The 26,038-nt window shown below is 59.3% G+C and carries 25 protein-coding genes and 1 other RNA gene; 11 read left to right on the top strand and 15 right to left on the bottom strand.

Annotated features, from left to right (window positions below; genetic code table 11):
* Window positions 1–105: 105 nt before the first annotated feature.
* The 7 genes from LKE90_RS06250 to ffs form a co-directional block, all read right to left on the bottom strand.
* Entirely contained in the window at window positions 106–1,401 is a 1,296-nt protein-coding gene (locus LKE90_RS06250; protein WP_291492522.1) for a DEAD/DEAH box helicase, read from the bottom strand.
* A gap of 251 nt (window positions 1,402–1,652) precedes the next feature.
* On the bottom strand, window positions 1,653–2,051 hold the full coding sequence (gene folB / locus LKE90_RS06255; protein ID WP_010666240.1) for a dihydroneopterin aldolase: 399 nt from the start codon (window positions 2,049–2,051) through the stop codon (window positions 1,653–1,655).
* Window positions 2,052–2,055: 4 nt separating this feature from the next.
* A complete protein-coding gene (locus LKE90_RS06260; protein ID WP_291492523.1) occupies window positions 2,056–2,871 on the bottom strand; it encodes an SDR family oxidoreductase in 816 nt (271 codons plus the stop codon).
* Between the two features lie 30 nt (window positions 2,872–2,901).
* Complete coding sequence (gene recR / locus LKE90_RS06265) at window positions 2,902–3,495, bottom strand: recombination mediator RecR (protein ID WP_291492525.1); 594 nt, start codon at window positions 3,493–3,495, stop codon at window positions 2,902–2,904.
* 24 nt (window positions 3,496–3,519) lie between these two features.
* Window positions 3,520–3,843 (bottom strand): YbaB/EbfC family nucleoid-associated protein, encoded by a 324-nt coding sequence (locus tag LKE90_RS06270; protein ID WP_291492527.1) that lies wholly within the window; start codon window positions 3,841–3,843, stop codon window positions 3,520–3,522.
* A 67-nt stretch (window positions 3,844–3,910) separates the two neighbouring features.
* A complete protein-coding gene (locus LKE90_RS06275; protein ID WP_291492529.1) occupies window positions 3,911–5,923 on the bottom strand; it encodes a DNA polymerase III subunit gamma/tau in 2,013 nt (670 codons plus the stop codon).
* Window positions 5,924–6,011: 88 nt separating this feature from the next.
* Window positions 6,012–6,106, bottom strand: an RNA gene (gene ffs, locus LKE90_RS06280) — signal recognition particle sRNA small type.
* Between the two features lie 303 nt (window positions 6,107–6,409).
* Between ffs and clpA the strand changes: the two genes are divergently transcribed.
* From clpA to LKE90_RS06305, 5 genes are all read left to right on the top strand, one after another.
* Window positions 6,410–8,767, top strand: a complete 2,358-nt coding sequence (gene clpA / locus LKE90_RS06285) for an ATP-dependent Clp protease ATP-binding subunit ClpA (protein ID WP_291492531.1) — start codon at window positions 6,410–6,412, stop codon at window positions 8,765–8,767.
* A gap of 102 nt (window positions 8,768–8,869) precedes the next feature.
* Window positions 8,870–9,673 carry a type I methionyl aminopeptidase gene (gene map / locus LKE90_RS06290; RefSeq protein ID WP_291492533.1) on the top strand — a complete coding sequence of 268 codons (804 nt, stop codon included), beginning with the start codon at window positions 8,870–8,872 and terminating at the stop codon, window positions 9,671–9,673.
* A 353-nt stretch (window positions 9,674–10,026) separates the two neighbouring features.
* Window positions 10,027–11,814, top strand: coding sequence for a gamma-glutamyltransferase (ggt, locus tag LKE90_RS06295; RefSeq protein ID WP_291492535.1), 1,788 nt, complete (start codon window positions 10,027–10,029; stop codon window positions 11,812–11,814).
* A gap of 143 nt (window positions 11,815–11,957) precedes the next feature.
* Window positions 11,958–13,199 (top strand): argininosuccinate synthase, encoded by a 1,242-nt coding sequence (locus LKE90_RS06300; protein ID WP_291492536.1) that lies wholly within the window; start codon window positions 11,958–11,960, stop codon window positions 13,197–13,199.
* A gap of 157 nt (window positions 13,200–13,356) precedes the next feature.
* Window positions 13,357–13,860 (top strand): FKBP-type peptidyl-prolyl cis-trans isomerase, encoded by a 504-nt coding sequence (locus LKE90_RS06305; protein ID WP_407066073.1) that lies wholly within the window; start codon window positions 13,357–13,359, stop codon window positions 13,858–13,860.
* Window positions 13,861–13,904: 44 nt separating this feature from the next.
* Here LKE90_RS06305 and LKE90_RS06310 read toward each other — a convergent pair whose 3' ends face one another.
* A complete protein-coding gene (locus tag LKE90_RS06310) occupies window positions 13,905–14,180 on the bottom strand; it encodes a hypothetical protein (RefSeq protein ID WP_291492538.1) in 276 nt (91 codons plus the stop codon).
* 135 nt (window positions 14,181–14,315) lie between these two features.
* On the opposite strand from LKE90_RS06310, the gene LKE90_RS06315 reads away from it, so the two are divergent.
* From LKE90_RS06315 to LKE90_RS06325, 3 genes are read left to right on the top strand one after another with little or no spacing between them, the layout of a single operon-like run.
* Window positions 14,316–14,747: a c-type cytochrome gene (locus LKE90_RS06315; RefSeq protein WP_407066074.1), complete on the top strand. Its 432-nt coding sequence runs from the start codon at window positions 14,316–14,318 to the stop codon at window positions 14,745–14,747.
* Window positions 14,748–14,790: 43 nt separating this feature from the next.
* A complete protein-coding gene (trpS, locus tag LKE90_RS06320) occupies window positions 14,791–15,786 on the top strand; it encodes a tryptophan--tRNA ligase (RefSeq protein ID WP_291492542.1) in 996 nt (331 codons plus the stop codon).
* A gap of 17 nt (window positions 15,787–15,803) precedes the next feature.
* On the top strand, window positions 15,804–16,301 hold the full coding sequence (locus LKE90_RS06325; RefSeq protein ID WP_291492544.1) for a CinA family protein: 498 nt from the start codon (window positions 15,804–15,806) through the stop codon (window positions 16,299–16,301).
* A 126-nt stretch (window positions 16,302–16,427) separates the two neighbouring features.
* On the opposite strand, the gene LKE90_RS06330 is transcribed toward LKE90_RS06325, so the two are convergent.
* A complete protein-coding gene (locus LKE90_RS06330) occupies window positions 16,428–17,240 on the bottom strand; it encodes a mechanosensitive ion channel family protein (protein ID WP_291492546.1) in 813 nt (270 codons plus the stop codon).
* Window positions 17,241–17,511: 271 nt separating this feature from the next.
* On the opposite strand from LKE90_RS06330, the gene hslV reads away from it, so the two are divergent.
* Genes hslV through LKE90_RS06345 form a run of 3 tightly spaced genes read left to right on the top strand, consistent with a single transcriptional unit; the run spans window position 17,512 to window position 19,878 of the window.
* A complete protein-coding gene (gene hslV, locus LKE90_RS06335; protein ID WP_291492548.1) occupies window positions 17,512–18,102 on the top strand; it encodes an ATP-dependent protease subunit HslV in 591 nt (196 codons plus the stop codon).
* A 1-nt stretch (window position 18,103) separates the two neighbouring features.
* The gene (gene hslU / locus LKE90_RS06340; RefSeq protein WP_291492550.1) at window positions 18,104–19,417 is read left to right on the top strand and encodes an ATP-dependent protease ATPase subunit HslU; all 1,314 of its coding nucleotides are present in this window, start codon (window positions 18,104–18,106) and stop codon (window positions 19,415–19,417) included.
* Window positions 19,417–19,878, top strand: a complete 462-nt coding sequence (locus tag LKE90_RS06345; RefSeq protein WP_291492552.1) for a SufE family protein — start codon at window positions 19,417–19,419, stop codon at window positions 19,876–19,878. The genes hslU and LKE90_RS06345 overlap by 1 nt, the downstream gene beginning before the upstream one ends.
* A 212-nt stretch (window positions 19,879–20,090) precedes the next feature.
* Here the strand turns inward: LKE90_RS06345 and nadC are convergent, their stop codons facing one another.
* The 6 genes from nadC to LKE90_RS06375 form a co-directional block, all read right to left on the bottom strand.
* Entirely contained in the window at window positions 20,091–20,948 is an 858-nt protein-coding gene (nadC, locus tag LKE90_RS06350; RefSeq protein WP_291492554.1) for a carboxylating nicotinate-nucleotide diphosphorylase, read from the bottom strand.
* A 42-nt stretch (window positions 20,949–20,990) separates the two neighbouring features.
* A complete protein-coding gene (gene nadA / locus LKE90_RS06355) occupies window positions 20,991–21,971 on the bottom strand; it encodes a quinolinate synthase NadA (RefSeq protein ID WP_291492556.1) in 981 nt (326 codons plus the stop codon).
* 100 nt (window positions 21,972–22,071) lie between these two features.
* Window positions 22,072–22,977 carry an NUDIX hydrolase gene (locus LKE90_RS06360; protein WP_291492558.1) on the bottom strand — a complete coding sequence of 302 codons (906 nt, stop codon included), beginning with the start codon at window positions 22,975–22,977 and terminating at the stop codon, window positions 22,072–22,074.
* 227 nt (window positions 22,978–23,204) lie between these two features.
* Window positions 23,205–24,392 (bottom strand): low temperature requirement protein A, encoded by a 1,188-nt coding sequence (locus LKE90_RS06365; RefSeq protein ID WP_291492560.1) that lies wholly within the window; start codon window positions 24,390–24,392, stop codon window positions 23,205–23,207.
* A 382-nt stretch (window positions 24,393–24,774) separates the two neighbouring features.
* The gene (locus LKE90_RS06370; protein WP_291492562.1) at window positions 24,775–24,966 is read right to left on the bottom strand and encodes a hypothetical protein; all 192 of its coding nucleotides are present in this window, start codon (window positions 24,964–24,966) and stop codon (window positions 24,775–24,777) included.
* A 204-nt stretch (window positions 24,967–25,170) separates the two neighbouring features.
* Window positions 25,171–25,944, bottom strand: coding sequence for an SDR family oxidoreductase (locus LKE90_RS06375; protein WP_291492563.1), 774 nt, complete (start codon window positions 25,942–25,944; stop codon window positions 25,171–25,173).
* Between the last annotated feature and the right edge of the window lie 94 nt (window positions 25,945–26,038).

Raw genomic sequence — 26,038 nt, forward strand, 5'->3', positions numbered from 1 at the left:
TTCATGCAGCGGAAGACTTTTCCGCTGCATGAATGCGTTTTCAGTTGATTACTGTTTTGAACATTATCAAGCAGACAAGAAACTATCCGCAGCCCCACTGACCGATCAGGCTGGCTCCTTGCCTGCTCTTGCCGCCTCCCGCGCGGCCCGCTTCTCTTCATCGGTCCAGATCTTGCGCTCACGCACCTTTTGCGGCTTGACCTGCTTGACCGGACCGCCACCCAGCACTGGCGCCCGCATCGTCGAGTTCCGCGCCTCTTCCGAGTGCCATTCATGGTCAGTGTGAACGGTCAGCGTACGCCCGATTTCACGTTCCACATCATGCAGCCACGCACGCTGTTCCGCATCGCAGAGGGTGATGGCAAAACCACTGCGTCCTGCACGACCCGTGCGGCCGATACGATGCACGTAGCTTTCCGGCAGGCTCGGCAGGTCATGATTGAAAACATGCGTGACGGTATCAACATCAATACCACGCGCCGCGATATCCGTCGCCACAAGAACCTGCACGTCGCCAGCCCGAAAGGCTTCAAGCGCCCGTTCCCTCTGCCCCTGCGACTTGTTGCCGTGCAGCGCTTCAGCCGTAATGCCCGCTTCCGTGAGAAACGCGCAGACCTCGTTGGCGATATTCTTCTGCAGGGTGAAAACCACAGCCTGCCCGATATCAGGCGTCTGCTGGAATTGCGCCAGCAAAGCTGTTTTCTTGTGCGCGGCATCCATGAACATGACCGACTGCTCGATCCGGTCGACCGTCGTTGAAGGTGGGGCAATCTCAACCTTCGCCGGATCAGTCAGGAGACTATCCACCAGAGCCGCAATGGATTTTGGCATCGTTGCCGAGAACAGCACCGTATGCCGTTCTTTCGGCAGCGTCGCGACAATACGCTCGATCGGCTTGGCGAACCCCATATCCAGCATCTGGTCGGCTTCATCCAGCACCAGCGCCTCAAGCTGGGAAAGATCACACAGTCCCTGCTCGATCAGGTCCAGCAACCGTCCCGGCGCGGCGACAATGACATCCACCCCTTCCCTGAGCGCATTGACCTGATGGAACTGGCTGACGCCGCCGAAAATCGTTGTGATCCGAAAATTCAGATGGCGGCCAAAGCTCTCGAAACCATCAGCAATCTGGGAGACCAGTTCACGGGTCGGCGCAAGAACCAGAACGCGGGCGCCACCCTTGGGTGCCGGACGGGGAGCCTCGGCAAGGCGATGAAGCAGCGGCAGCACGAAGGATGCCGTCTTGCCCGTCCCGGTCTGCGCCATGCCCAGCAGATCGCGCCCTTCAAGCAGCAAGGGGATGGACTGGGCCTGAATTGGAGTCGGCTTGACATAGCCTTCCTCGCCCAGAGCGCGCAGCAGGGTCGGTGCGAGGGCGAGATCGTCAAAAGTGATGGACATGGTCAAGCGGCGCCTCCAGCGCTCAGTAAGGTTGCGCCTAATCGGGCTTCGCTAGGTCAGAAAGCGGGCTTTTACGGGGGAAGCCGGACGGCGTCAATGTAGGGAGGACTGATGTTGTCATGCCCCTCCAGCCGCACTTCCGACACACGGAACATGCCTCAATGACACCTACCGTCCCGGATGCGGTCTCAGATCCATAAATGACGGCAACACACTCTGGCTCACGGTTTCAAAACACGAATCCGCCTGCCCTACTCCGTCGCCCAGCGCTCAATCTCAACCCCGACCGAATCAAGATCAGAAAAGATATCGAGTTTTTCAACACTGATACGAACAACCCTCACCCGGCGATCCTTCATCACCTCAATGGCGATGCGCTCGGCCAGCGTCTCTACAAGCTGAGTATGCGTCTCCGTCGCCAGACGACGGATCGTCAGCACAGCCGTCTCGTAGGAAACCGTACGGCTGAGATCATCCACGCCTTCCGTCAGATCCCGGCTGTCATCAACACCGAACGAGACATTGATGCGAACACGCTGCGTCACACCCTGTTCATGTGGAAAAACGCCGATATAGGCGTCAACAATCATATCCTTGAGAAAGAGCCGTCTTACAGCCAGATCGGCGGGCCAGGGTGCGAGGATCGTCATTGCTCTATTCTTCCACCACATTGCTGGACGGCGACGGCGAATAATACCACTGAAGATGCTGCGCGCCGTCGAGCGCCAGCATCTGCCCAGTCACTGACGGCAGCATCAGAAACGCAAGCAGCGCACGCGACACTTCCTCAGGCGATGTTCCGCGGCCAAGCGGCACAGACTGACATTGCGCCTGAAACTGTTCCTGCGTCTGGCGTGCGCTCGGCAGCGCAGGTCCCGGACCGATGGCATTGACCCGGATTTTCTTGGGAGCCAGCGCCAGCGCCATGGTCTGGGTCAGCGTCCAGAGGGCTGATTTGGAAACAGTATAGCTGACAAAATGCGGTGTCAGGGACCAGACACGCTCGTCGAGCATGTTCAGCACCATCCCTTCCCGACCAGCGGGAAGCTGTTTCGCAAACTCCTGTGTCAGCACATAAGGCGCCCGCAGATTGGGCTCCATGTGCGCGTCCCAGCTTGAACGGGTGACCGTGTTCCACTCGTCCCTGTCGAACGTGGACGCATTGTTCACAAGAACACCGACAGGTCCGCCCAGTTCAGCGGCAGCCTTCGCGATAAGTCCTGTGACGTCTTTTTCTTCGGCAAGATCGGCACGAAGCAGGCAACATTGCTGTCCCATGCCTTCAATTTCCCACTTCAGGGAAAGGGCGTCATCCTCGCCGGATCGATAATGCACCGCTAAAGAGAAGCCCGCGCCCGCCAATGCCAGCGCCATGGCACGGCCCAGTCGCTGAGCGCCACCCGTGATGAACGCGATGCGGGGAATGTCCGGGGAAATCAATGTCCCGGCAAGGGAAGCTTCAGCGGTCATTCCGTCTCTCTTCACTCTCGTTCAGGCGTTCTATATCAACCGTCTGGCGCTCACCGCCGCCGCCAGCGTGCCGTCATCCAGCACATCGAGAGCCCCCCCCATCGGAACGCCCTGCGCCACACGGCTGACCACCACATCGTAGGGCGCAATCTTTTCCTGTAGCCAGTACATGGTCGTCGCTCCCTCCACGGTCGAGCCCAGCGCCAGAATGACTTCCCGTATGGAACCCTCCCTCAGCCGTTCGAACAGGGAAGCAACATTCAGGTCTTCCGGACCAGTTCCCTTGAGCGCTGACAGCACGCCGCCAAGCACCTGATACACACCTCGATGCGCGCCTGCCCGTTCCAGCGCCCAGAGGTCACTGACAGTTTCGACAACACACACAAGGTCATGCGGACGGTCGGGATCGGCGCAGATACGGCAGGGATCGGTTACGTCGAGGTTGCCGCAGACCGAACAGGTCTTCACCGACAGGGCGGCGCTCTCCATCGCACGCGCCAACGGAAGCATCCGCCGCTGTGGATCGCGCAACAACGCCAGCGCCACCCGTCGCGCCGACCGGGGACCAAGCCCCGGCAGGCGGGCGATCAGACCGATGAGGTGATCAATATCGGCGACAGCCATCCGTCAGAACCGGACCGCTATGGCTCAGAACGGCAGCTTCAGTCCCGGCGGCAGGTTCAGGCCCCCCGTGACCTTCTGCATTTCATCAGAAGCCCTCTTGTCGAGGCGCGCCTTGGCATCGGCGAAAGCGGCGACGATCAGATCCTGCAACATTTCCATCTCGGTCGGATCAGCCAGCTTCGGGTCGATCGTGATCGCTTTCAGATCACCTTTACCGCTGAGCGTAACGGCGACCATGCCTGCACCCGCAGCCCCCTGAATCTCGATTTTTTCGAGACTGGCCTGCATTTCTTCCATCTTCGACTGCATCTGCGAAGCCTGCTTCATCAGTCCGGCAAGATTTTTCATGTTCAATCATCCCTGCATATACACGATGGCTGGCGACCACAGGCGCAGTCGGGCCAGCATCAAACCGTCAGTCCTGTTCTTCGGGGGCGTCCAGTTCCGGGTCAAGCCCTATTGCCAGCGGCTCCGCATCCAGAGCGCTGAAATCCTCCGGTGGCAATCCGTAATGATCGTCCAGAGTGTGATCCCGCACATCGCCGAGTTCGGCATCCGGAAACACACCCAGAATCGCCTGCACCAGAGGGTGATTCGATGATCTGCGGTTATGAAGCTGGATGATCTCGGCACTCTGCTCGGCCAGCGTCGGCTCGCCCTGAGCCTCTGCCGTCCGCACCATCCACTCATTACCGAAACTTGCGCGGAGCATTTCCTGCAACCGTTTCACAAGGTCCGGAGGCGCCGGACTGTCGATCCGCACCTCGACCAGAGGTGGGGAGAAGGTCACCAGATGGGTGGAATGACACAGATGGCCGTGCAGGGTCGCCTCGCGGCTCTCTTTCACGAAGGCCACCAGTTCCCGCCAGCTTCGCGGAGCCTGCGGACCTTCTGGCGCGGTCGCTCTCGCCAGAGGGATCGGCTCGGACGGCCCCTCACCGATATCGCCCCAACGCTCATTGGCGACTCTCTGACGCCTGCTTCCATCATTGGACGGTGACATCAGGGCGTGAGGCGCATCCCGACCATCATCCGCTACCCGGCTTACGGGGGCGGCATTCTGTGCGGCTTCACCGGAACGCAGCTTTTTAAGCAACTCTTCCGGCGGCGGCATGGTCGCGGCGTGGCACAGGCGGATCAGCACCATCTCAGCCGCCTCACGACGCAGCGGCGCATCATCGACTTCCGAAATCCCTTTCAGCAGCATCTGCCAGAGACGGGAAAGCGTGGAGAGCGACAGCGAACCCGCGAAAGCAACGCCCCGTGTCCGCTCCATTTCCGGCAGTTCAAGTGTGTCTTCCAGTCCCTTGACGGTTTTCAGACGCGTGACCGTGTGCGTCAGTTCGGCCAGATCACGCAGCATCAATCCCGGGTCATTACCGCGATCATACATGCCGTCGGACAGCCGGATGGCTTCCGTCACGTCGCCACGCATCAGGCAGTCGAACAGATCGAAGATCGCCGCACGGTCGGACAGACCGAGCATCGCAGCCACACCGACTTCCGTCACGCTGTCGTCGCTCGCCCCCTGCGTGCCGGCACCCTGCGCAATCGCCTGATCCAGCAGGGACAGACCATCACGCACCGAACCGTCGGCCGCGCGGGCGATGAGTTTCAGCGCTTCCTGTTCAGCCGAGACATGCTCTTTTTCGACAATGCCTGTGAAAAAGGAGAGCAGTTCTGACTGGGAGACACGGCGGAGATCGAATCGCTGGCAGCGGGACAGCACCGTGATCGGCACTTTCCGCAGCTCGGTCGTCGCAAAGATGAACGTAACCTGCGGAGGCGGCTCTTCCAGTGTTTTCAGCAGCGCATTGAAAGCGTTGCGGGACAGCATATGCACTTCATCGATGATGAAGACCTTCATGCGTCCCTGAATCGGACGAAAATGGCAGGCCTCGATAATCTCGCGGACGTCATCGACGCCTGTGCGGGAGGCGGCGTCCATTTCCAGAACGTCGGGGTGCCGGTCCGCCAGAATGGCCACGCAGTTGGGACAGACACCGCAAGGGTCCGCTGTCGGACCGCCCTTGCCATCAGAACCGATGCAGTTGAGGCCACGGGCAATAATTCGGGCCGTGGTGGTCTTGCCTACCCCCCGGACACCGGTGAGCATGAAGGCGTGCGCGACGCGTCCTACAGCAAAGGCATTTCTGAGCGTGCGGACGAGCGCATCCTGACCAATGAGCTGGTCGAGGGTTGCCGGTCGATACTTACGCGCCAGAACACGATAGGCGGCAGCGGGCTTCGCGGGATTCTGTAGGGACGGCTCCACGGGATTTTCCGGTGCCGGGACAACTCCCGCGTCCGATGAGAGGGGAGCGGCAGGACTCGGCGTCTCTGCGGAGGGCTCACCGAAGAACAGGCCCATTCCCTCACTCGGCGGCAGTGGCAGATCGTCGTCCGCCTCTCTATCACTGTCTGGCATAGGTTCCGGTCAATCCGCTTTCAGCCCGCGCAGGCTTGAGCCGGGCTTCGCAGCCTCTGTGCGGATCTGATTTCCTGTTCAGAGGAAGGTGAGAGACCTGCAACAACCCGAGCAAAACTTACTGCGGCTGCTTCCTTCCGGATCTGACCGGGTTGGCAAGGCGCCCGTCCGTCACAGATCTCCCGGCGCAGTCGATAACACACGCCCCGGCCCGGCGCAAAGTCATCGAAACACAATTTTTTGGCGCGCTCTCTCCCGCCCTGCGCTTTCCCTTTCCTAACAGCTTTTAAACCTGATTGTTTCAGGATCAGGAGACCAACGTTTTCCTCGGATTTTCTCTCGGGCAAGTGACAGGGTCATGAAATTTTTTCCGTGGCGGCCCGTCTTATGGCTGGCATTTCTTTCGGAACAGCCCAAATATGATGACGGGGCCACGTTCAGGCGGCGCGCCCCTATACGCCAGACGGCGAAAGGAGTGTCTTGATCATGCTGTCACGCAATCTCGAACAGACGTTGCACCGGGCACTGACGCTGGCGGGTGAGCGGCATCATGAATACGCAACGCTTGAGCATCTTCTGATTGCTCTGATTGACGATCCGGACGCTGTAACCGTTTTCCGGGCCTGTGGCGTTGATCTGGATAAACTCCGGGGAGACCTGACCGAGTTTCTCGACAAGGATCTGGCAGGTCTGACCGCCGAGCGCACGACAGAGCCGAAGCCGACCGCAGCGTTTCAGCGCGTCATCCAGCGTGCCGCCATTCATGTGCAGTCCACGGGCCGCGACGAAGTCACGGGAGCCAATGTACTGGTCGCCCTCTTCGCCGAACGTGAGAGCCACGCCGTCTATTTCCTGCAATTGCAGGACATGACACGCCTCGACGCCGTCAACTTCATTTCGCACGGAATCGCCAAGGCGCCGGATCGCTCCGTACGGAGGAGTTCGAACAGCACGCCAACGAGCTCGGCTGAAAAAGACGAGACCGGCAGCGAGGAAAAAGGACGGGGCTCCGCCTCCAAGACCGGAGAAGCGCTGGCCACCTACTGCGTCGATCTGAACAAGAAGGCAACCGACGGAAAAATCGATTCCCTCATCGGTCGTGACTCGGAAGTCGAGCGCACCATCCAGATTCTCTGCCGCCGCACGAAGAACAACCCGCTCTATGTGGGTGACCCCGGCGTCGGCAAGACAGCCATTGCCGAAGGTCTGGCCAAACGAATCGTGGAAGGCGATGTGCCGGAAGTCCTGCTGAACGCCACGATCTATTCACTGGATATGGGCACTCTGCTGGCAGGCACGCGCTATCGCGGTGATTTCGAGGAGCGGCTGAAAGCGGTCGTGCACGATCTTGAGCAGAATCCGGGAGGAATCCTGTTCATTGATGAAATCCACACCGTCATCGGCGCGGGCGCGACGTCTGGCGGCGCGATGGACGCGTCCAACCTGCTGAAGCCCGCTCTGGCGGCTGGAACGCTGCGCTGCATCGGTTCGACGACCTACAAGGAATTCCGCCAGCACTTCGAGAAAGACCGCGCCCTCGTCCGTCGTTTCCAGAAGATCGACGTCGAGGAACCGAATCTCGATGACGCCGTGAAGATTCTTCGTGGTCTGAAGACGAACTACGAAAAACATCACAAGGTCCGCTACACGGACGAGGCCATCCGCGCGGCCGTGGAACTGTCGGTCAAATACATTCACGACCGGAAGCTGCCGGACAAGGCCATCGACATCATTGACGAAGCCGGTGCGTCACGGATGCTGCTGCCGGAAAGCAAGCGCCGGAAAACCATCACGCTCAAGGACGTGGAAGACACAATCGCCAAGATCGCGCGCATTCCGGCCAAGACCGTGTCCGCTGACGACAAGGAAGTTCTGCGGGCTCTGGAGCGCGACCTGAAGAACATGGTGTTCGGTCAGGACAAGGCCATCCAGACGCTCTCGGACGCCATCAAGCTGGCGCGTGCCGGTCTTCGCGATCCGGAGAAACCGATCGGCAACTATCTGTTCTCCGGTCCGACCGGTGTCGGCAAGACCGAGGTCGCCCGCCAGTTGGCCAGCACGCTCGGTATCGAACTGATCCGGTTCGACATGTCCGAATACATGGAGCGTCACTCGGTTTCCCGCCTGCTGGGCGCACCTCCGGGTTATGTCGGTTTCGATCAGGGTGGTCTGCTGACGGACGCCGTGGATCAGCATCCGCATGCCGTGCTGCTGCTGGATGAAATCGAGAAGGCGCACCCGGATCTCTATAACGTGCTGCTGCAGGTCATGGATCACGGGCAACTGACCGACCACAACGGCAAGACGGTCGATTTCCGCAACGTCATCCTCATCATGACGACCAATGCGGGTGCGGCTGATCTGAGCAAGGAGGCTATCGGTTTCGGGCGCGACATACGCGAAGGCGAGGATCAGGAAGCGATCAAACGCCTCTTCACGCCGGAGTTCCGCAACCGTCTGGACGCGATCATTCCGTTCGGCAATCTCCAGCCGGAAACGGTTGGTCGCGTGGTCGAAAAGTTCGTGCTCCAGCTCGAAGCGCAGCTTGCGGACCGGAACGTCACGATCGAGATGTCGTCCGCAGCCAAGGAATGGCTGGCGGAACGGGGCTACGACCGTCTGTATGGCGCCCGTCCTCTGGGCCGGGTCATTCAGGATGCGATCAAGAAACCCCTGTCCGAAGAGCTTCTTTTCGGTCGACTGACAAAAGGCGGAGCGGTCAAAATCTCCGTCAAGGATGGCGAACTTTCGTTCGAATATCTTGAAAACGCCACGTCCTCGCCGGTTGCGGACGCACCGGAAGAAGGCGAGGAAAAGCAGGATACGAACGGCCTCTCCTCCTGAGCGAAACAGCGCCCCTGCTTCATGAGCAGGGGCGCCTTCCCTTGCGCCGCTCTGTCATAAGCGGCATTGTCCGCCACACAACAGGCAAAAAAGAGGGAGAGGATGGAGGGCAAATCAGCACGCAACGGGATTATCCTGCACACCGAAGCAGATTTTCAGGGCCTGCGCGCCGCGGGAAAACTGGCTGCCGAGACGCTGGATATGATCACCGAGCATGTGCGTCCTGGCGTGACGACTGGCGAACTCGACACCATCATTCACGAATTCACGCTCAAGAATAACGCGACCCCCGCCACACTTGGCTATCGCGGCTATCCAAAATCCTGCTGCATCTCGATAAACCATGTCGTGTGCCACGGCATTCCGGGTGATCGTAAACTGCTGGATGGCGACATCCTGAATATCGACGTCACCTGTATTCTGGATGGCTGGTATGGGGACAGCAGCCGCATGTATATTGCAGGCAAAGCTCCCAAAAAAGCCGAAAAACTCATTGATGTTACCTATGAGTGCATGATGGCGGGCATCGAACAGGTGCGTCCGGGTGCGACGCTCGGTGATATCGGTCATGCCATCCAGACCATCGCCGAGAAGCAGCGCTACTCCGTCGTTGAAGATTTCTGCGGACACGGCATTGGCCGCACGTTCCACGCCGCACCGAATATCCTTCATTTCGGCAAGCCGGGAACGGGTCTGGAACTGAAAGCAGGAATGGTTTTCACCATCGAGCCGATGATCAATATCGGCAGGCCGGAAGTGAAAATTCTTGAGGATGGCTGGACAGCCGTCACACGTGACCGCTCCCTGACAGCACAGTTCGAACATATGCTGGGCGTGACGGAAAACGGGTATGAGATTTTCACGCTCTCCCCGAAAGGCTATACACACCCGCCCTACGGCGCGTGATCAGCTTTCGCAAAGCCTTACGCTGACAGAAAGCGCAAGAAATCTCTGGCGTGCGTCCCTGCCGCAAAATGCAGATCGCCAGAGATTTCTGCCTATATCATCTACAAAAAATCGACTTGCGAGACTGTTTTTTTAAAAGGCGTTCCCGGAACACCTGCCCGAAAAAGCTTCACCAGAGCCCTCTCCTGATTTAAAAAACAGCTCTCTGGAAGGTTTTGAAAGTCTTCTGAAACTTCCTTGTTCTTCACAGAAGCAGGATCGTGCCCGTGCCGTCTTCCGTCTCAGTCCACATCCCCTCACGGAAGAAACACAGAAAGACTTTCTTCTCGCTCACAACAGGCCTTATCGCCTGTATGGGTGTTTGCACCAACGGCTGGGCGCAGACGCCCGCACTCCCATCAGGTGTTCCTGATCCATTGGCCTATACGGCGTCCGCGCAGCCACCCGCGTCCGACAGACCGGTGACGGGTCGCCACGGCATGGTGGTCACCGCGCAGCATCTTGCTTCCGAAGTCGGCGCTAAAATACTGGCGCAGGGTGGAAACGCCGCCGACGCCGCCGTCGCCGTAGGGTATGCTCTCGCCGTGGTCTATCCGGCGGCAGGCAACATCGGCGGTGGCGGTTTCATGGTGTTGAAACCCCGTCAGGGAGAGGCTGTTTTCATTGATTTCCGTGAAAAAGCGCCGCTTGCCTCGACAGCAACCATGTTTCAAGACACCAACGGACAAGTCGTTCCCGCACTCTCGACGGCTGGATGGAAGGCCGTCGCCATTCCGGGAACCGTGGCTGGCCTTGAATATGTGCGGGAACATTGGGGGCATCTTTCCCGGACCAAGCTCATGGAGCCCGCCATTCATCTGGCGCGGGAAGGTTTTGTGCTGGAGGAAGGCGATGTCGCCCTGCTCCGTCCCTTTGAAAAGGAATTCGGCGCTGATCCTGTTGTCAGCAAGATTTTTCTACGACCGGATGGTCAGTCCTTCCAACCCGGCGACCGGCTTGTACAGACCGACCTCTCCAGCACTCTTTCAGAAATCTCCCGCCATGGTGCGGATGTCTTCTACAAAGGCAGTATAGCCCGCCGGGTCGTTGATGCGGGCAAACGCAGCGGCGGCATTCTGCAAATGGCCGATTTCAGCCGTTACAGACCGCGTATCATGCCCCCGCTGACCTGCTCCTATCGCGGCTTTCACATCGACACCGCGCCTCCTCCCAGCGGTGGCGGCATTGCTCTTTGTGAAATGCTGACGATCCTATCCGGTTATGATCTCGGCGCGGAAGGGCTGCACAGCGCTACGGCCCTGCGTCAGCAGATCGAGGCCATGCGTCATGCCTATTCCGATCGGCGCGATCTGGGCGATCCGGCTTTTGTTTCAAATCCCGTCGATCATCTGCTGGACCCCGGATATGCCGTGCAGGTCCGGGAAGGCCTGCCGAAGTCCGGCGCCGTGAAGTCGGAAACCCTGACAGCGGGGTCTCCCGCGCCTTCGACCACAGCACCTTCTCCAGCGGCGGACATAGAGACACTGGACAGGGAAAAGCATGAAACCACGCATTTCTCGGTCATGGACTCTTCGGGGATGGCGGTTTCCACCACCTACACGCTCAACGGGTGGTTCGGAGCGCGGGTCATGGCGCCGGGCACCGGCTTTTTCCTGAACGATGAAATGGATGATTTCTCCGCCAAACCTGGCGCCCCCAACATGTTCGGCATCATCGGCAGTCAGGCGAACGCCATCCAGCCCGGCAAGACTCCCCTTTCCTCAATGGCCCCGACCATCGTTTCCAGAGACGGAAAGACGGTCATGGTCATCGGCAGCCCCGGCGGTTCACGTATCCCTACCATCGTGCTGTCGGTCATCACCGGCGTCATCGACTATCACCTGAACATCCAGCAGGCCATTGATCTGCCGCGCTTTCACGAACAGTGGGAACCTTCGACCATTGAAGTTGAAAAAGACGCTGTTGATTCTGCCGTCGCCAAGACCCTGAGCGAACAGGGCTATGTTTTTCACGATCATGCGGCATGGGGCATCCCGGAAGGGATCGTTACGGGCATTCTCGCCCCCTCCCGCAACGAGCGGATGCTCCTGTCCGGCGGCGCCGACCATCGCCATCCGGGCGGCTCTGCGGTGGGTGAGTAAAACATTTGATCCCAATAAGCTGCGCTGGCCTGCCTTGGGGCTAGTGCAACACCGAAGCGGGTGCTACTGACGCCCCAAACGGAGCAGCGGATCAAGTCCGCCGTTCATCACCCGACCACCGCAGAAACCCGGAGAGAATGCGCATGGCCCCGGCCGAAGGCACCCGACAGATCAAGAAGGTCGTTCTGGCCTATTCAGGCGGCCTCGATACTTCAGTCATCCTGCGGTGGCTCCAGACCACTTATGGCTGTGAGGTCGTCACCTTCACCGCCGATCTCGGTCAGGGCGAAGAACTGGAACCGGCCCGCAAGAAAGCCGAAATGTTCGGCGTGAAGGAAATCTTCGTAGAAGATCTGCGCGAGACCTTCGTAAAGGACTTCGTGTTCCCCATGTTCCGGGCCAACACGCTGTATGAAGGCCAGTATCTTCTCGGCACATCCATCGCCCGCCCGCTGATCGCCCAGCGCCAGATCGAGATTGCCGAACAGGTTGGCGCCGACGCCGTCGCGCATGGCGCAACCGGCAAGGGTAACGATCAGGTCCGTTTCGAGCTGGCCTATTATGCGCTGAAGCCCGACATCAACGTGATTGCCCCGTGGCGTGAGTGGGATCTGACGTCCCGCACCCGCCTGCTGGCGTTCGCGGAAGAGCATCAGATTCCTGTCACCAAGGACAAGCGCGGCGAAGCCCCGTTCTCCGTGGACGCGAACCTTCTGCACTCTTCCTCCGAAGGCAAGCTGCTGGAAGATCCTGCTATCGGGCCGGAAGAAATTGTCTTCCAGCGCACGATTTCGCCGGAAGCCGCACCGGATGTCGCGACCGAGATCACCATTGATTTCGTCTCGGGCGATCCGGTGGCGATCAACGGCGTCGCCATGTCTCCGGCCACCCTGCTGACGAAGCTGAACGAACTGGGCAAGATCAACGGCATCGGTCGTCTCGATCTGGTCGAGAACCGCTTTGTCGGCATGAAGTCACGCGGCATTTACGAGACACCGGGCGGCACGATCCTGCTGACGGCTCACCGCAGCATCGAATCCATCACGCTCGACCGCGAGGCCATGCACCTCAAGGACAGCCTGATGCCGAAATATGCCGAGATCATCTATAACGGTTTCTGGTTCTCGCCGGAACGCCGCATGTTGCAGGCCCTGATCGACACGTCCCAGCAGTCCGTCACGGGGCGCGTGCGCCTCAAGCTCTACAAGGGCAATGTGATCTGCGTGGGCCGTGAAAGCCCGAACAGCCTGTATGACACCCGCGTCGTCACCTTTGAGGACGATCAGGGCGCCTATAACCAGCAGGATGCTCAGGGCTTCATCAAGCTGAACGCCCTGCGCCTGCGTCTGGGCAGTCAGATCGGCCGACGGGGTGGTTCGCTCTAGGGCAGAAGCAGATCGTGATCAGGTGGACTCACCTGATCACATGCAGATGTTCGACAGGCAGCGAATGAGAACAATTCCGCTGCACCCGCGTTCAGTGGAATGACTTTAAGGAACGGCCATCACCGTCCGGTGACACTTCGGAAAATGTTTTGAGGGAATGACTGTGCGTTCTTCACTGACTTCAATCCGCCTCCCTACCCTGCTTCTGGGCGGACTGCTCTGCCTGCCCATCGCAGGATGCAGTCACGAAGAGCCGGAACTGACGCCTGAGCAGATCATGCAGAAGGAAATCGCCCAGCCGGGCGTCAAGGTTCTTCCCGATGGGCTGGCTTACAAGGTTCTGGCTTCGGGACCGAAGGATGGTCCTTCGCCCGCCAAGGGCGACAGCATGATGCTGATCTATGAAGGCCGCCTGCCGGACGGGTCCATCTTCGACAGTTCCGACCAGCACGGTCAGGGCGCTTACATGCGTATGCCTCTGGACGGTCTGGTCGAAGGATGGATGGAAGCGCTCCCCATGATGCATGTGGGGGACACCTGGATGCTCTATGTCCCGGCCAAGCTGGGCTACGGCAAGCGCGAGATGGGCATCATCCCGTCAAACAGTCCGCTGATCTTCAAGATTCAGCTTCTGGGCGTCGAACACGGCGAACAGCAGTAAGCGGCAAGGCCGGGTCTCAGACCCGGCCTTTTTCGTTCCGGCACTCAGTTCTTTTTGCCTGCGGGCCTCTTTCCTGATTTCTTCTCAGGAAACATCGCCTTGCAGGCCGGGCTCAACCTGTCACGCTTCGCTTGCAGACATGCCGCAATCTTTTTCTCATTGGGAATCGAAAACGCGCAGAGCTTCAGAGCATCACCTTTGCAGGCAGCCGTCTGTTCCTCGCGTGTCGCAGCCAATACAACCGTCGGGGAGACGACTGAAAGCAGAAGCCCGCAGGCCGCCGCGAGGAAAAGATATCGACAGGATGTCACAGGTTTCATTCAGAACTCCTTCCATGCTCCAGAGTGGCAAGACACGCCATCTGCGACCAATGATCCGGATATCAGGCAGGTCTCATGCGTTTGCCCTCCCATAACATCTCTCGCATTTCCACGCGAAAAAAGCTCGTTTTACTTATGGCGGTTTTCATGCTGCCAGCAGGGTGTTCCCGTCACAAAAGCCCCCACTACCTGTACGGTTCCAACTGCGGCATCTGCCATCACGGCGGAGAAGGCATGGCAGGCGCCGTGCCACCGCTAAGCGGACGGATCGACCGCATCGCGGCGACACCGGAGGGACGGGCCTATCTGGCTGCCGTCCTCATGAACGGCGTCAGTGGCCCGATCAGGGCGGCAGGCATGCCTTACAGCGCCGAAATGCCTCTGTTCCGGTATCTCTCGGATCAGGAAGCCGCCACCATTCTGTCATGGCTCTCCCAACAGGGTCAGACAAAACCTGCTCCGGAGATCAAGCCGGAAGACATCGCCGCAGCCCGCGCCCATCGCATTTCGGCGGGAGACGTTGCAGAAATGCGCGCGAAACTCGACCTGCAACATCCTCTGCCTTAAGACAGGGGCAGACTGTCGCGACCCAGGGATCTGAGCAGCAAGAATGACACGTGTATTTTCCGGCATCCAGCCAACCGGTATTCCTCACCTCGGCAACTATCTCGGCGCGATCCAGAATTGGGTCGCACTACAGGCAGATCATGAATGTATCTTCTGTCTGGTTGATCTTCATGCTCTGACGGTCTGGCAGAATCCTGCCGACCTGAGAGAGCAGACCCGCCAGCAGGCCGCAGTTCTGCTCGCCTCTGGAATCGATCCCGAGAAACATATCCTGTTCAATCAATCCGCTGTCAGCGCCCATACGCGACTGGGCTGGATCTTCAACTGTGTATCCCGTCTCGGCTGGCTCAACCGGATGACCCAGTTCAAGGACAAGGCCGGTAAGGACCGCGAGAACCATTCAGCAGGTTTATACGTCTATCCGAATCTGATGGCCGCCGACATTCTGGCCTACAAGGCGGTCAGGGTGCCGGTGGGCGATGACCAGCGCCAGCACATCGAACTGGCGAACGATATCGTCAAGAAATTCAATCACGACTACGAAGTCGAGTTCTTTCAGGGAATCGAAGCCTTCGTCCCACCGCAGGCCGCCCGTGTGATGAGTCTACGCGACGGCTCGAAGAAGATGTCAAAATCCGACCCATCCGCGCAGAGCCGCATCGACCTGACAGACGATGCCGATACGATCTCACTCAAGCTCCGTCGCGCCAAAACCGACCCGGAGCCCCTGCCCTCCTCGCCGGACGGACTGGCGGATCGGCCGGAAGCCCGCAACCTTGTCGGCCTGTACGCGGCGCTGGAAAATCTGACACCGGAACAGGTTCTCGCCCGACATGGCGGTGAGGGGTTCGGCCCCTTCAAGAAAGCTCTGGCGGATGTCATGATCGCCCGTATCGAGCCGATTGCGAAAGAGGCCAGCCGTCTGCTCGAAGACACCGGACATCTCGATCATGTGCTGCGAACCGGAGCCGCCCGGGCGGCGGCCATCGCCAACCCGATCGTCGATGAGGTGGAGCGGATTGTCGGCCTGCTGAAATAGCCATCGGGAGAAACGTCATGACAGTCATCCTGCCTGCTGAAGTTCTTGAAAAATCTTCAACGGTTCTTGAGCACCTGAAAGCGGCGGGTTTGATGGTCGTGACGGCGGAAAGCTGCACGGGCGGTCTGGTCGCGGGAGCCCTGACGGCGCATGCCGGATCTTCCGCCGCGGTCACGGGCGGGCTCGTGACCTACTCGAACGCCATGAAGCAGGCCGCTCTCGATGTTCCGGAGCACATGCTTGTCCGCTGGGGCGCGGTGAGCGAGCAGGTGGCGCAGGCGATGGCTGAAGGAGCGCTTGCCCACGCACCCGGCGCGGACATCGCCGTCTCTCTGACGGGTGTCGCCGGTCCTGACGGCGGAAGTGACGCAAAGCCGGTCGGGCTTGTCTGGTTCGGCCTGCAACGCACCGGCAGACCGGCCTTCACGCAGAAACGGATATTTCCCGGAGACAGAACGGAGGTCCGCGCTCAGGCGGTCCTGCACGCTCTTGATCTGATACAGAGCGCCATCTGAGTTTGCGGCCCTTCTGATTGCCGGTTCACAAGACGGGTCAGATACGACCGGCCTGCATACCGACAAACGAACGGGCTGCCCGATGGATTTCGGACAGCCTCACTTTGCTGAAGCCCGGTCAGACTCTCACGAGCTGGCGCGTGCGCTGATGCCAAGATGATAACCTTCCCGGTTGAGTATCTTGATCGCGGCTTCCGCGTATTTCGCGGTCAAAGCCGCGCTGTTGCCGGGAGCGCAGTGAAAGCCCAGTGAGACGGCGATGTTCGCCGGTTGCGGCAGAAAGGACACTGACGGAGCCGGTGTGCTCAGAACGAGTTCGTCTCCCTGCAACAGGCTGAGCAGAAGCGCACGGGCCTTGTCGAGATCGTCGCTGTAGTCAATCAGCAGCCCCACCGTCGTCACAATGCTCTCGGCCTGTGAACTGTTGATCACGACATTGTTCGAAAGCGCGCCATTGGGCACGTAGATGAATTCATTGTTCACATCCCGCAGCACGGTCCGGAACATCTCTATCGAAACCACAGTCCCCGTGCTGCCGCCCGCGCTGATCGAATGTCCGACCTCGAAAGGCCGGAACAGCAGGATCAGGACGCCACCCGCAAAGTTGGCGAGACTGCCCTGAAGCGCCATGCCGACAGCCAGTCCCGCCGCGCCGAGAACGGCCACGAAGGAGGTCGTCGCGATCCCGACCATTGACGCCACGCTGATCAGCAGCAGCGCTTTCAGCAGAAGCCCCACGACGCTGAGAAGAAATCCACGCAAAGTCGGTTCTACATGACTGGCGGCCATCATGCGTCCCATGGCGCGCGCCACCATGTTGATGATGGTCCAGCCGACCAGCAGCACGGCAAGGGCAAGAACGCACTGCCCCACATAACCCAGGATGACAGGCATCCAGTTGTTGAGCTGCATCCAGAGCGACGTAACCTGCTTTTCCATCAGTATCCTCGATCGTTTGATAGGTCTCTGCCTGTTTGCTTACAGCCTAAATGTGAGCGGATCATGACAGCCCCCGCGCCTCCGGCACCGCAGGCATGTCTTCGGATCGTCTTCCATTCATGACCGCCGGCCATGACCGCCGGAGGATCATGAGAAACGCCTGTGTCTGAGGGCACGACACTCTCCGCCACACTGTCCGCTTCCCATTGTCATGACATCCTGAACCCTTTCCCCCTTGAGATTGCCTCCGGAAGGACTATCTCTGTCAGCCATGAGCACATATCAGTCTTCTCCCCACGATCCTGTCGGCTGGCATGGCACCACCATCATCTGCGTACGCCGGGATGGAGAGGTCGCCATGGCTGGAGACGGTCAGGTTTCCCTCGGCTCCACTGTGGTCAAGGGCAATGCCCGCAAGGTCCGGCGCATCGGCTCGAAACATCAGGTTCTCGCTGGCTTCGCCGGCGCGACAGCCGATGCGTTCACGCTTCTGGAGCGGCTGGAAGCCAAGCTGGACCGTTTTCCCAACCAGTTGGAACGGGCCTGCGTGGAACTGGCGAAAGACTGGCGCACGGACCGCTATCTGCGTCGTCTGGAAGCCATGCTGATCGTCGCTGACCAGCACGGTTCCTACACGGTGACAGGCAATGGCGACGTGCTTTCGCCCGAAGACGGCATCATCGCCATCGGGTCTGGCGGCAATTACGCCCTGTCCGCCGCGCGCGCCCTGCTGCCGATTGAAGGGCTGACGGCCAGCGAGATCGCCCGGCGGGCCATGAAGATCGCTGGAGATATCTGCGTCTACACCAATCATTCGGTGACGATTGAAATCCTGCGCTCAGACGATGAGAAGGCGGCGTAACATGACCATCAATCATTTCTCTCCCGCCGAGACGGTCGCCGAACTCGACCGCTTCATCATCGGTCAGCAGGATGCAAAGCGGGCCGTCGCCATTGCGCTCCGCAACCGCTGGCGCCGCGCACAGCTTCCCGAAGGGCTGCGCGAGGAAGTCGTTCCCAAGAATATCCTGATGATCGGCCCGACAGGCTGCGGCAAGACCGAGATCGCCCGTCGTCTGGCCAAGCTGGCGCAGGCTCCCTTCATCAAGATCGAGGCGACCAAGTTCACCGAAGTCGGTTATGTCGGTCGGGACGTGGAGAGCATCATCCGCGACCTCGTGGAAAACGCCATCGTCATGCTGCGTGAACAGCGCCGCAAGGACGTGCGGCCCCGCGCCGAGGAAGCCGCCGAAGAGCGTCTGGTGACCATTCTGGCCGGTGAAGCGTCCTCCGCCGATACCCGGTCGCACTTCCGCAAGCTCCTGCGTGGCGGCACGCTGGACGACAAGGAAATCGAGATCGCCATCGCGCCCGATCCGGCAGCGCAGAGCGGCGGCGATGTGCCCGGCATGATGCCCGGCGGCCCGATGAATTTCGGCGACATGATGAAGAACATCATGGGCCGTGCGCCACAGACCCGCCGCCTCACCGTCACCGCTGCCCGCGAACAGCTCGTGCGTGAGGAAGCCGACAAACTGCTGGACAATGATGCGCTCAACCGCGACGCGGTGCAGCATGTGCAGGATAACGGCATCGTCTTTCTCGATGAGATCGACAAGGTCTGCGCCCGCTCTTCCGAGGGTTTCCGGGGCGCGGACGTGTCTCGTGAAGGTGTGCAGCGTGACCTGCTGCCGCTGATCGAGGGCACGACCGTCTCGACGAAATATGGTTTCGTGAAAACCGACCATATCCTCTTCATCGCGTCCGGCGCGTTCCATCTAGCGAAGCCGTCCGACCTGCTGCCGGAGCTTCAGGGCCGCCTGCCCATCCGTGTGGAACTTCAGCCACTGAACCGTGACGATCTGCGCCGCATCCTGACCGAGCCGGAACACTCCCTGTGCAAGCAGTATGTTTCTCTGATCGGCACGGAAGGTGTAACTCTCGCCTTCACGGATGGGGCAGTGGATGCTCTGGCCGAACTGGCTGCGGACGTGAATGAGCGTGTCGAGAATATCGGCGCACGACGCCTCGCCACGGTCATGGAAAAACTGCTGGAAGAGGTGTCCTTCACGGCCTCCGAACATGAAGGCGAGACCATCACCATCGACGCGGATCTCGTCCGTGAGCGTGTGGCGCCTCTTGCCCAACAGGGTGATCTCAGCCGGTTTATTCTCTGATGGCGGGCGATGCGTTCGTCCGTCCGGAGGACGGCACTGCGGCGGATGCCATCGAAGCGATTGGCGACGAACTGGCGCTGTTCGATGACTGGATGGACCGCTATCAGTACATCATCGAACTGGGGCGCAAGCTGCCGCCTTTCCCCCCGGAGTGGCAGGATGACGCGCACCGTGTCCCCGGCTGCCAGAGTCAGGTCTGGCTCGAAGGCCGGATGGATGACGGGGCGATGTATTTTGCCGGCGCATCGGACGCCGCCATCGTGATGGGGCTCGTAGCGCTCCTGCTGCGGGTCTATTCCGGTCGGACGCCCGAAGAAATCCTTGAGACAGAACCATCCTTCCTGAGCGATCTGGGGCTGGTGCAGGCGCTCTCCACCAATCGGGGCAACGGCGTGGAAGCGATGGCGCGGGCCATCCGTTCGGCTGCGGCTCAGGAAAGCAGTCGTCTCGCTGAGGAATGATCTGTTTTCCTCTGCTATTTTCAGAGGAAAACGTGACCGGCATATCAAAACTCAAGCGTCTGGCGGAATGATTGCAGACTGTCAGAACGCCTTGGCGTCCAATCATTTTTCATTATCGTTTTTTCGTGGCACAGCATTTGTCGTGTTCTGACGAAAGGACACGACACGCCCGCGTCTCTCACACCCGCCAAATTTCGTGAGAGACAAAACGCCTATACGATATCCAGTCCGATATCGAGAGCAGTCACCGTTTGCGTGAGCCAGCCCAGAGACAGGATATCGACACCGGTCTCAGCTATGGCCCGTGCCGTGTCAGGCCTTATGCCACCTGAAGCTTCCGCGATGGCCCTCCCATCAATCAGCGCGACAGCCTTCCGCAACTGATCCGTGCTCATGTTGTCGAGCAGAAACGCATCGGCGCCACCATGTTCAAGCGCTGTCTCAAGCTGCTCCAACGTGTCAACCTCAAGTTCGATCTTCATGAGATGTCCAGCCCGGCGTCGGGCTGCATCGAGCGTCGCTCTAATACTGCCACCGCAGAGTGCGATGTGATTGTCCTTGATGAGAATAGCATCATCGAGACGGTAACGATGATTGGAGCCACCACCCGAGAGCACCGCGTATTTCTGAAAAGCCCGCAAACCGGGAAGCGTTTTTCGTGTGCAGCACACACGGGCCTTCGTGCCGCTGACGGCATCCACAATGATGCGCGTGGTGGAGGCAATACCGCTGAGATGACACAGCAGATTGAGCGCTACTCTCTCTCCTCCCAGTATGGCCCGGGCCGGACCGCTTGCTCTGGCAATCGTCGTCCCCTCTTCGACATATTGCCCATCCCCGACAAGAGCCTCGAACCGGACCGCAGGATCGAGCAGGGAAAACACCAGCGCCGCGCCGGGTAATCCTGCGATCACACCTGCTTTTCTCACACGGAAGGCGGCTTGCAGGACAATGTCTGATTGCCCGAGCGCCTCTGTGGTGACATCGCCGCCAATGCCGAAATCCTCCAGAAGTGCGCCTCTGACCATCGGTTCCCACATGATCGGAGGAAGAAGATAGGCTGCGTTCATAAGATCACCCTTCTGGAGAAGTTTCCCGATGATCCGAGCCATTTACACGGCCAGCATACGCTCGACAGCCCGGCGGGCAGGTTCCTGAAACGCCACGGGAATTGTCACTTCCGTCTGGAGCGTTTCCAGAGACCGTCTGATCCCTGCCAGCGTGATACGCTTCATGTGCGGGCAGAGATTGCATGGGCGCACAAACCGCGTGTTCGGATAAAGCAGCGACAGATTGTCGCTCATGGAACATTCCGTCACCAGCAGCACTTTTTCAGGTCTTTCCCGCGCGATCCAGTCGACCATCTGTGCTGTCGAGCCGGAAAAATCGGCTTCAGCAACCACCTCCGGCGGACATTCAGGATGAGCAATGACCACAACGCCCCGGTGGATACGACGGTATTGGCGGATTTCTTCCGGCGTAAAGTGCTCATGAACCTCGCAGTGCGCAGGCCAGGTTATCATTTCGACCCCTGTTTCCGCTTCGATATTTTTCGCCAGAAACTCATCCGGGATCATGATGACACGCGGCACGCCAAGGCTTTCGACGACTTTCTTCGCATTGCCCGATGTGCAGCAGATATCGGTTTCAGCCTTGACCGCCGCCGTGCTGTTCACATAGGTCACGACAGGGACGCCGGGATAGGTTGCCTTGAGCGCCCGGACATTGTCCGCCGTAATCCCCTCCGCCAGCGAGCATCCTGCGTGCGTATCCGGGATCAGCACCGTCTTGGCGGGATTCAGCAGCTTGGCGGTTTCCGCCATGAAATGAACGCCCGCCATCACGATGACATCGGCATCCAGACCACAGGCTTCCCGCGCCAGTGCCAGACTGTCGCCACGTATATCTGCGACGCAGTGGAAAATTTCCGGCGTCTGATAATTATGCGCGAGGATAACGGCGTTTTTCTCACGCTTCAGGCGCAGGATCGCTTCGATATCATCCGCGTAGAGTCTGTCCCAGTCATGCCGCGTCATCACGCCCGCAACAGGCTGGAAGAGAGTGTCTCGGGGGTCCGCGAGGAGCGTCGTCATCGGATCGGCCTGCATCGTCATTATGCTCATATTGAGCATATAAAGACTGAGACCAACCGACTCAAGTGAACATTGACACACTTTTCAGAGAGGAAACCTGTCAGGCGAGTGGCGGCAAGGGCAGCTTGGCTCCGGCGAGGTAGCAGTTCTGGGACGACGCCTCGCAGAAACGATAGAGCCGCGCCGGTCTTCCCTGTCCGGATGGATCGAAGAGGTCGGTCTCTTCCACCAGAGACTGATGCTGCACCAGACGGCGGAAATTCTGCTTGTGCATGCGACGGCCTGCCAGTGTCTCCATTGCCTGCTGAAGCTGCAAGAGGGTGAAATGTTGAGGCAGGAAGTCAAACACGGCTGGCGTATAACGGATTTTGGCGCGGATACGCGAAAGCGCCGTCGCCAGAATACGGCGATGGTCATGTTTCATGGCGTGTCCAAGAGAATCTTCGAACAGCGTCGTCTCGCAGACTCCTGCTTCATGAAGAAGGCCAGCCTCCCAGAGCAGTTCGTACCGATCCAGCACAAGTTCGTCGTTCCATTCGTGGCCATCCAGACCGAACGCCACCGAACAGCGGGACAAACGCTTTCCATTGCCGGACATCCAGCTTTTCATATAACTGACAAGCGGGATCAGAGACGCATGCGTCATATCCGACCGCCGATCCTCCCAGGGAAAATACCTATACACAGACTGCCATGACGACATTTCCGGGGAGGAGCGCGCCAGAGCCATATAGGAAATCCGCACTGCGCGATTACCGAAATCGTCTGCTGCATCAGCGAATGTATAAAGCTGCTCCGTATATCCGAGACGAAAGCCGGTCAGGTTCTCAACCCAGTGACGCAGGCTACGTTGCAGAGACGCCTGCCCCGCCTGCAACGGACCCGATGGAAGCCCATTCCCCTCGCCGGTCGTCAGCACACGCAGTTGAGGCTCTTTCGTGACAGCGGTGTCCAGACCAAGCACCACGGCCACCAGTTCAGTTCTGCAATGCGCTGTTTCATTCATGGGATAGGCCGATACCGCTCTCCGTTACTGCCCGCAACACCCCGTTTGGCGCATCTGCTCCCTTACAGTCTTGCAACCATCAGACAGCGGAGGGCATTGTGGGTTTCCGGCCTCTCGTACGATGTCCGCCCCAGCAGGAGCAGCCGGGGCTGAGAAAGCGTTTCAGTCACCCATGCCAATCATCCACGGCAATTGGCCTGAAAAGCACCTCTCCGGCGAACCACCAATCAACCTGTCGCACTTCGGAGAAGCCCGGTACGCTGCCCATCCCATGCAAGCACCAGCATCACACCGGTCACAAGGATAGCATCTGTCAGTCGGGAAAAATGCAGATCGAAAGGGATCAGCGCCAGCAGAGCAACAATCCCGATGATGTGTGACAGGGCAAAATAGCCTGAGACAATCCTGCGGTAGAGAACACTGGCAAGCAGGTAGAGCACCGGACCGGACGTCATGACCAGCACGGAAGACAGGCTGCCCCCTTCCAGAGGATTTTCCATCAGCAGGTCGGCTCCCACGGCGGTCACGATAATCCCGGCGATCAGCACCGCATGCAGATAATGGATGGTCGCACCCATTTTCCCCGGATCATCGGCCTGTGTGATCCGGTGTCTGGCGGCCTCTCCGGATGTGCCGAAATACAGCCACCACATGGCCAGCGTTCCCAGAAAACTGGTGACGAAGGAGACAAGGTAAACCGGCGTCCAGTTCTGGTTCTCGGCCATGGACAGTCCTGTCGCCATGATCCCCTCACCCAGCGCCACGATCACGAAAAGCTGGCATCGCTCGACGAGATGCGCGCCTTCGATCGTCCAGTCGCTTTTCGAGATGGACCGTCCAAGACCGGGAAAGGGAAAGCCGAACATCGGCGACACATATTCGCAGAGAGCGGCGATACACCACAAGGTCAGGCGAACCACGGGATCTGCCGCCACGCCGCCTGTCAGCCAGAACAGGGCGGAAACCAGCATCCAGGCCAGAATACGTTGGTAGTTCGGCGCAAGAGGGTGAGTGCGCGGCAGCCAGACGACGACAAAAGCACTGCGCCCGACCTGCATCGCCGCAAAGCAGAGCGCAAAAGGCAGCCCGTGTTCCGCAAAGGAATCCGGGATGGCGGCTCCCATAAGCAGGGCGAGAATCATGATGACGAACAGCACGCCCCTCACCGCAGGCAGGCGCGGGTCGAACCAGTTTGTAAACCAGCCGGTATATTGCCAGCCCAGCCATACGGCGAGCCAGATTACCGCCGTCTGCAGGGCTCCGAAGAGTGACAGGTGATGCAGCAGGCCGTGGCTGAGTTGCGTGATGGCAAAGACATAAACCAGATCGAAGAAGAGTTCCTCGTTCGTGACTGCGGCATGATGACCGTCACGATTGCGAAGGAAGTGGTGATGACCGGCTGTATCCTGCGGCATGAAGAGTCCGTAAAGAGAGAACAAGGAAGGCTCTGAACGTAGCGCCCTCCGTCGGGTTCATACCAGAGGAAACAGGGCGCTCTCGTCCAGTGTCCTTCACGCCCCGCACCTGCCCCCGTAGACCGCCCCATCCTGTATGGACCGATGTGTTATCAACAGCGGAGCCGGGGCCAACTCACCGCTCAGTGCGGTCTGATCCGCCGCTGAATCAGATCACGAGAGAAGGACACAGTAGCGCCGGAGGCATGCAGCCTCCCAGCACCAACCAGCATGCGCCCCAGCGCGGCACCCTTCGTCGGGGCCAGCATCACTCCTCGCTCAGGCTTCCGGCACAAGGACGCATCAGAACGTCCCCGCTTTCAGCCCTCCATCCAGCATCGCATCATTCGGGGTCCGTATTCACCAGCTCCGTCGTCATCACCTCCTTGTTCATGGCGACATTGCCCACCTCTGCGGACGCGCGCTGCGCCTCTGCCGCCCGCTCCGCACGTCCGGAAACCAGCATCAGCATCCCGGTAAAAAGCACGCACCCCGCCAGAACGGCAGCCAGACAGATCCATCCCACATTCGTCACAGCCGCGCGTCCTCGCAATCCGTAAAGTCTGCCACCACACCACGCGCGTTTCGCAGTGATCTGTTTCTTCGACGGCCTATTCGCTCCGCGTCCGCTGATCCGTCAGACCAGACAGAAAGGACGCGGCCCGATAGTCATAAATCTCCGGATCATTACGGCTGGCGGCAACAGCCAGCGCCAGCCAGCGCGCATGCCGCGACAGCGTTATTTGGTCGTATAACCGCCATTGACGAGGATGGTCTGTCCCGTCATCCACCAGCCTTCCGACACCAGAAACCGCACATAGGGCGCGATGTCCTCGATATCCGTCAGACCGGTTTTGCTGAACGGTGACAGGGCTGCGGCCGCCTTGTGATAGACCACGGCGTCCGCGCCTTCCTGACCATAAAAAAACGGTGTGTCCATCGGCCCCGGGCCAATGGCGTTCACGGAAATGCCGCGCCCCCCGAACTCCTTGGATGCCGCGCGCGTGAAGTGCTCCACCGGCGCTTTTGAACCGGCATAGGTGGAATAGAACGGTGTGTAGGCGCCCAGCAGCGATGTCACGATGGTCACGATCTTGCCGTTGTCCTTCACATGCTTGCCAGCCTCTTTCAGGAAAAAGAACGCTGCCTTGCTGTTGATGGCGAACATGCTGTCATATTCATCCTCCGAAATATCGAGGATGGGTTTTTTCAGAACCTTGCCGACCGTATTGATGGCGATATCCGGACGACCAACGGCCGCCACTGTGTCTTCGAACAGTTTGCTGTTGGCAGCGGCGGTCGTCAGATTTCCCTGAAAGGCGACAGCCTTGACACCCTGACCATTCAGTTCGCTGACAAGCTTTTCCGCATCGGCGGCGGTTTCCGGACCGTGATAATGGATGGCTATGGCCCCCACCCCGTTCGCTGCAAGATCACGTGCAATCAGCGCACCGAGATTCTTGGCTCCACCGGTAATCAGTGCGGTTTTACCTTTAAGACCATGATCGGTCATGACATGTCTCCCTATCGACTGCCCTCATTCTAACGTTCGAATTTTTACGAAAAATCTCTTGATTTCAGACAACACTGATCAAGAATAGCGAACA

It is taken from the genome of Acetobacter sp. (assembly GCF_022483985.1).
Taxonomy (GTDB): domain Bacteria; phylum Pseudomonadota; class Alphaproteobacteria; order Acetobacterales; family Acetobacteraceae; genus Acetobacter.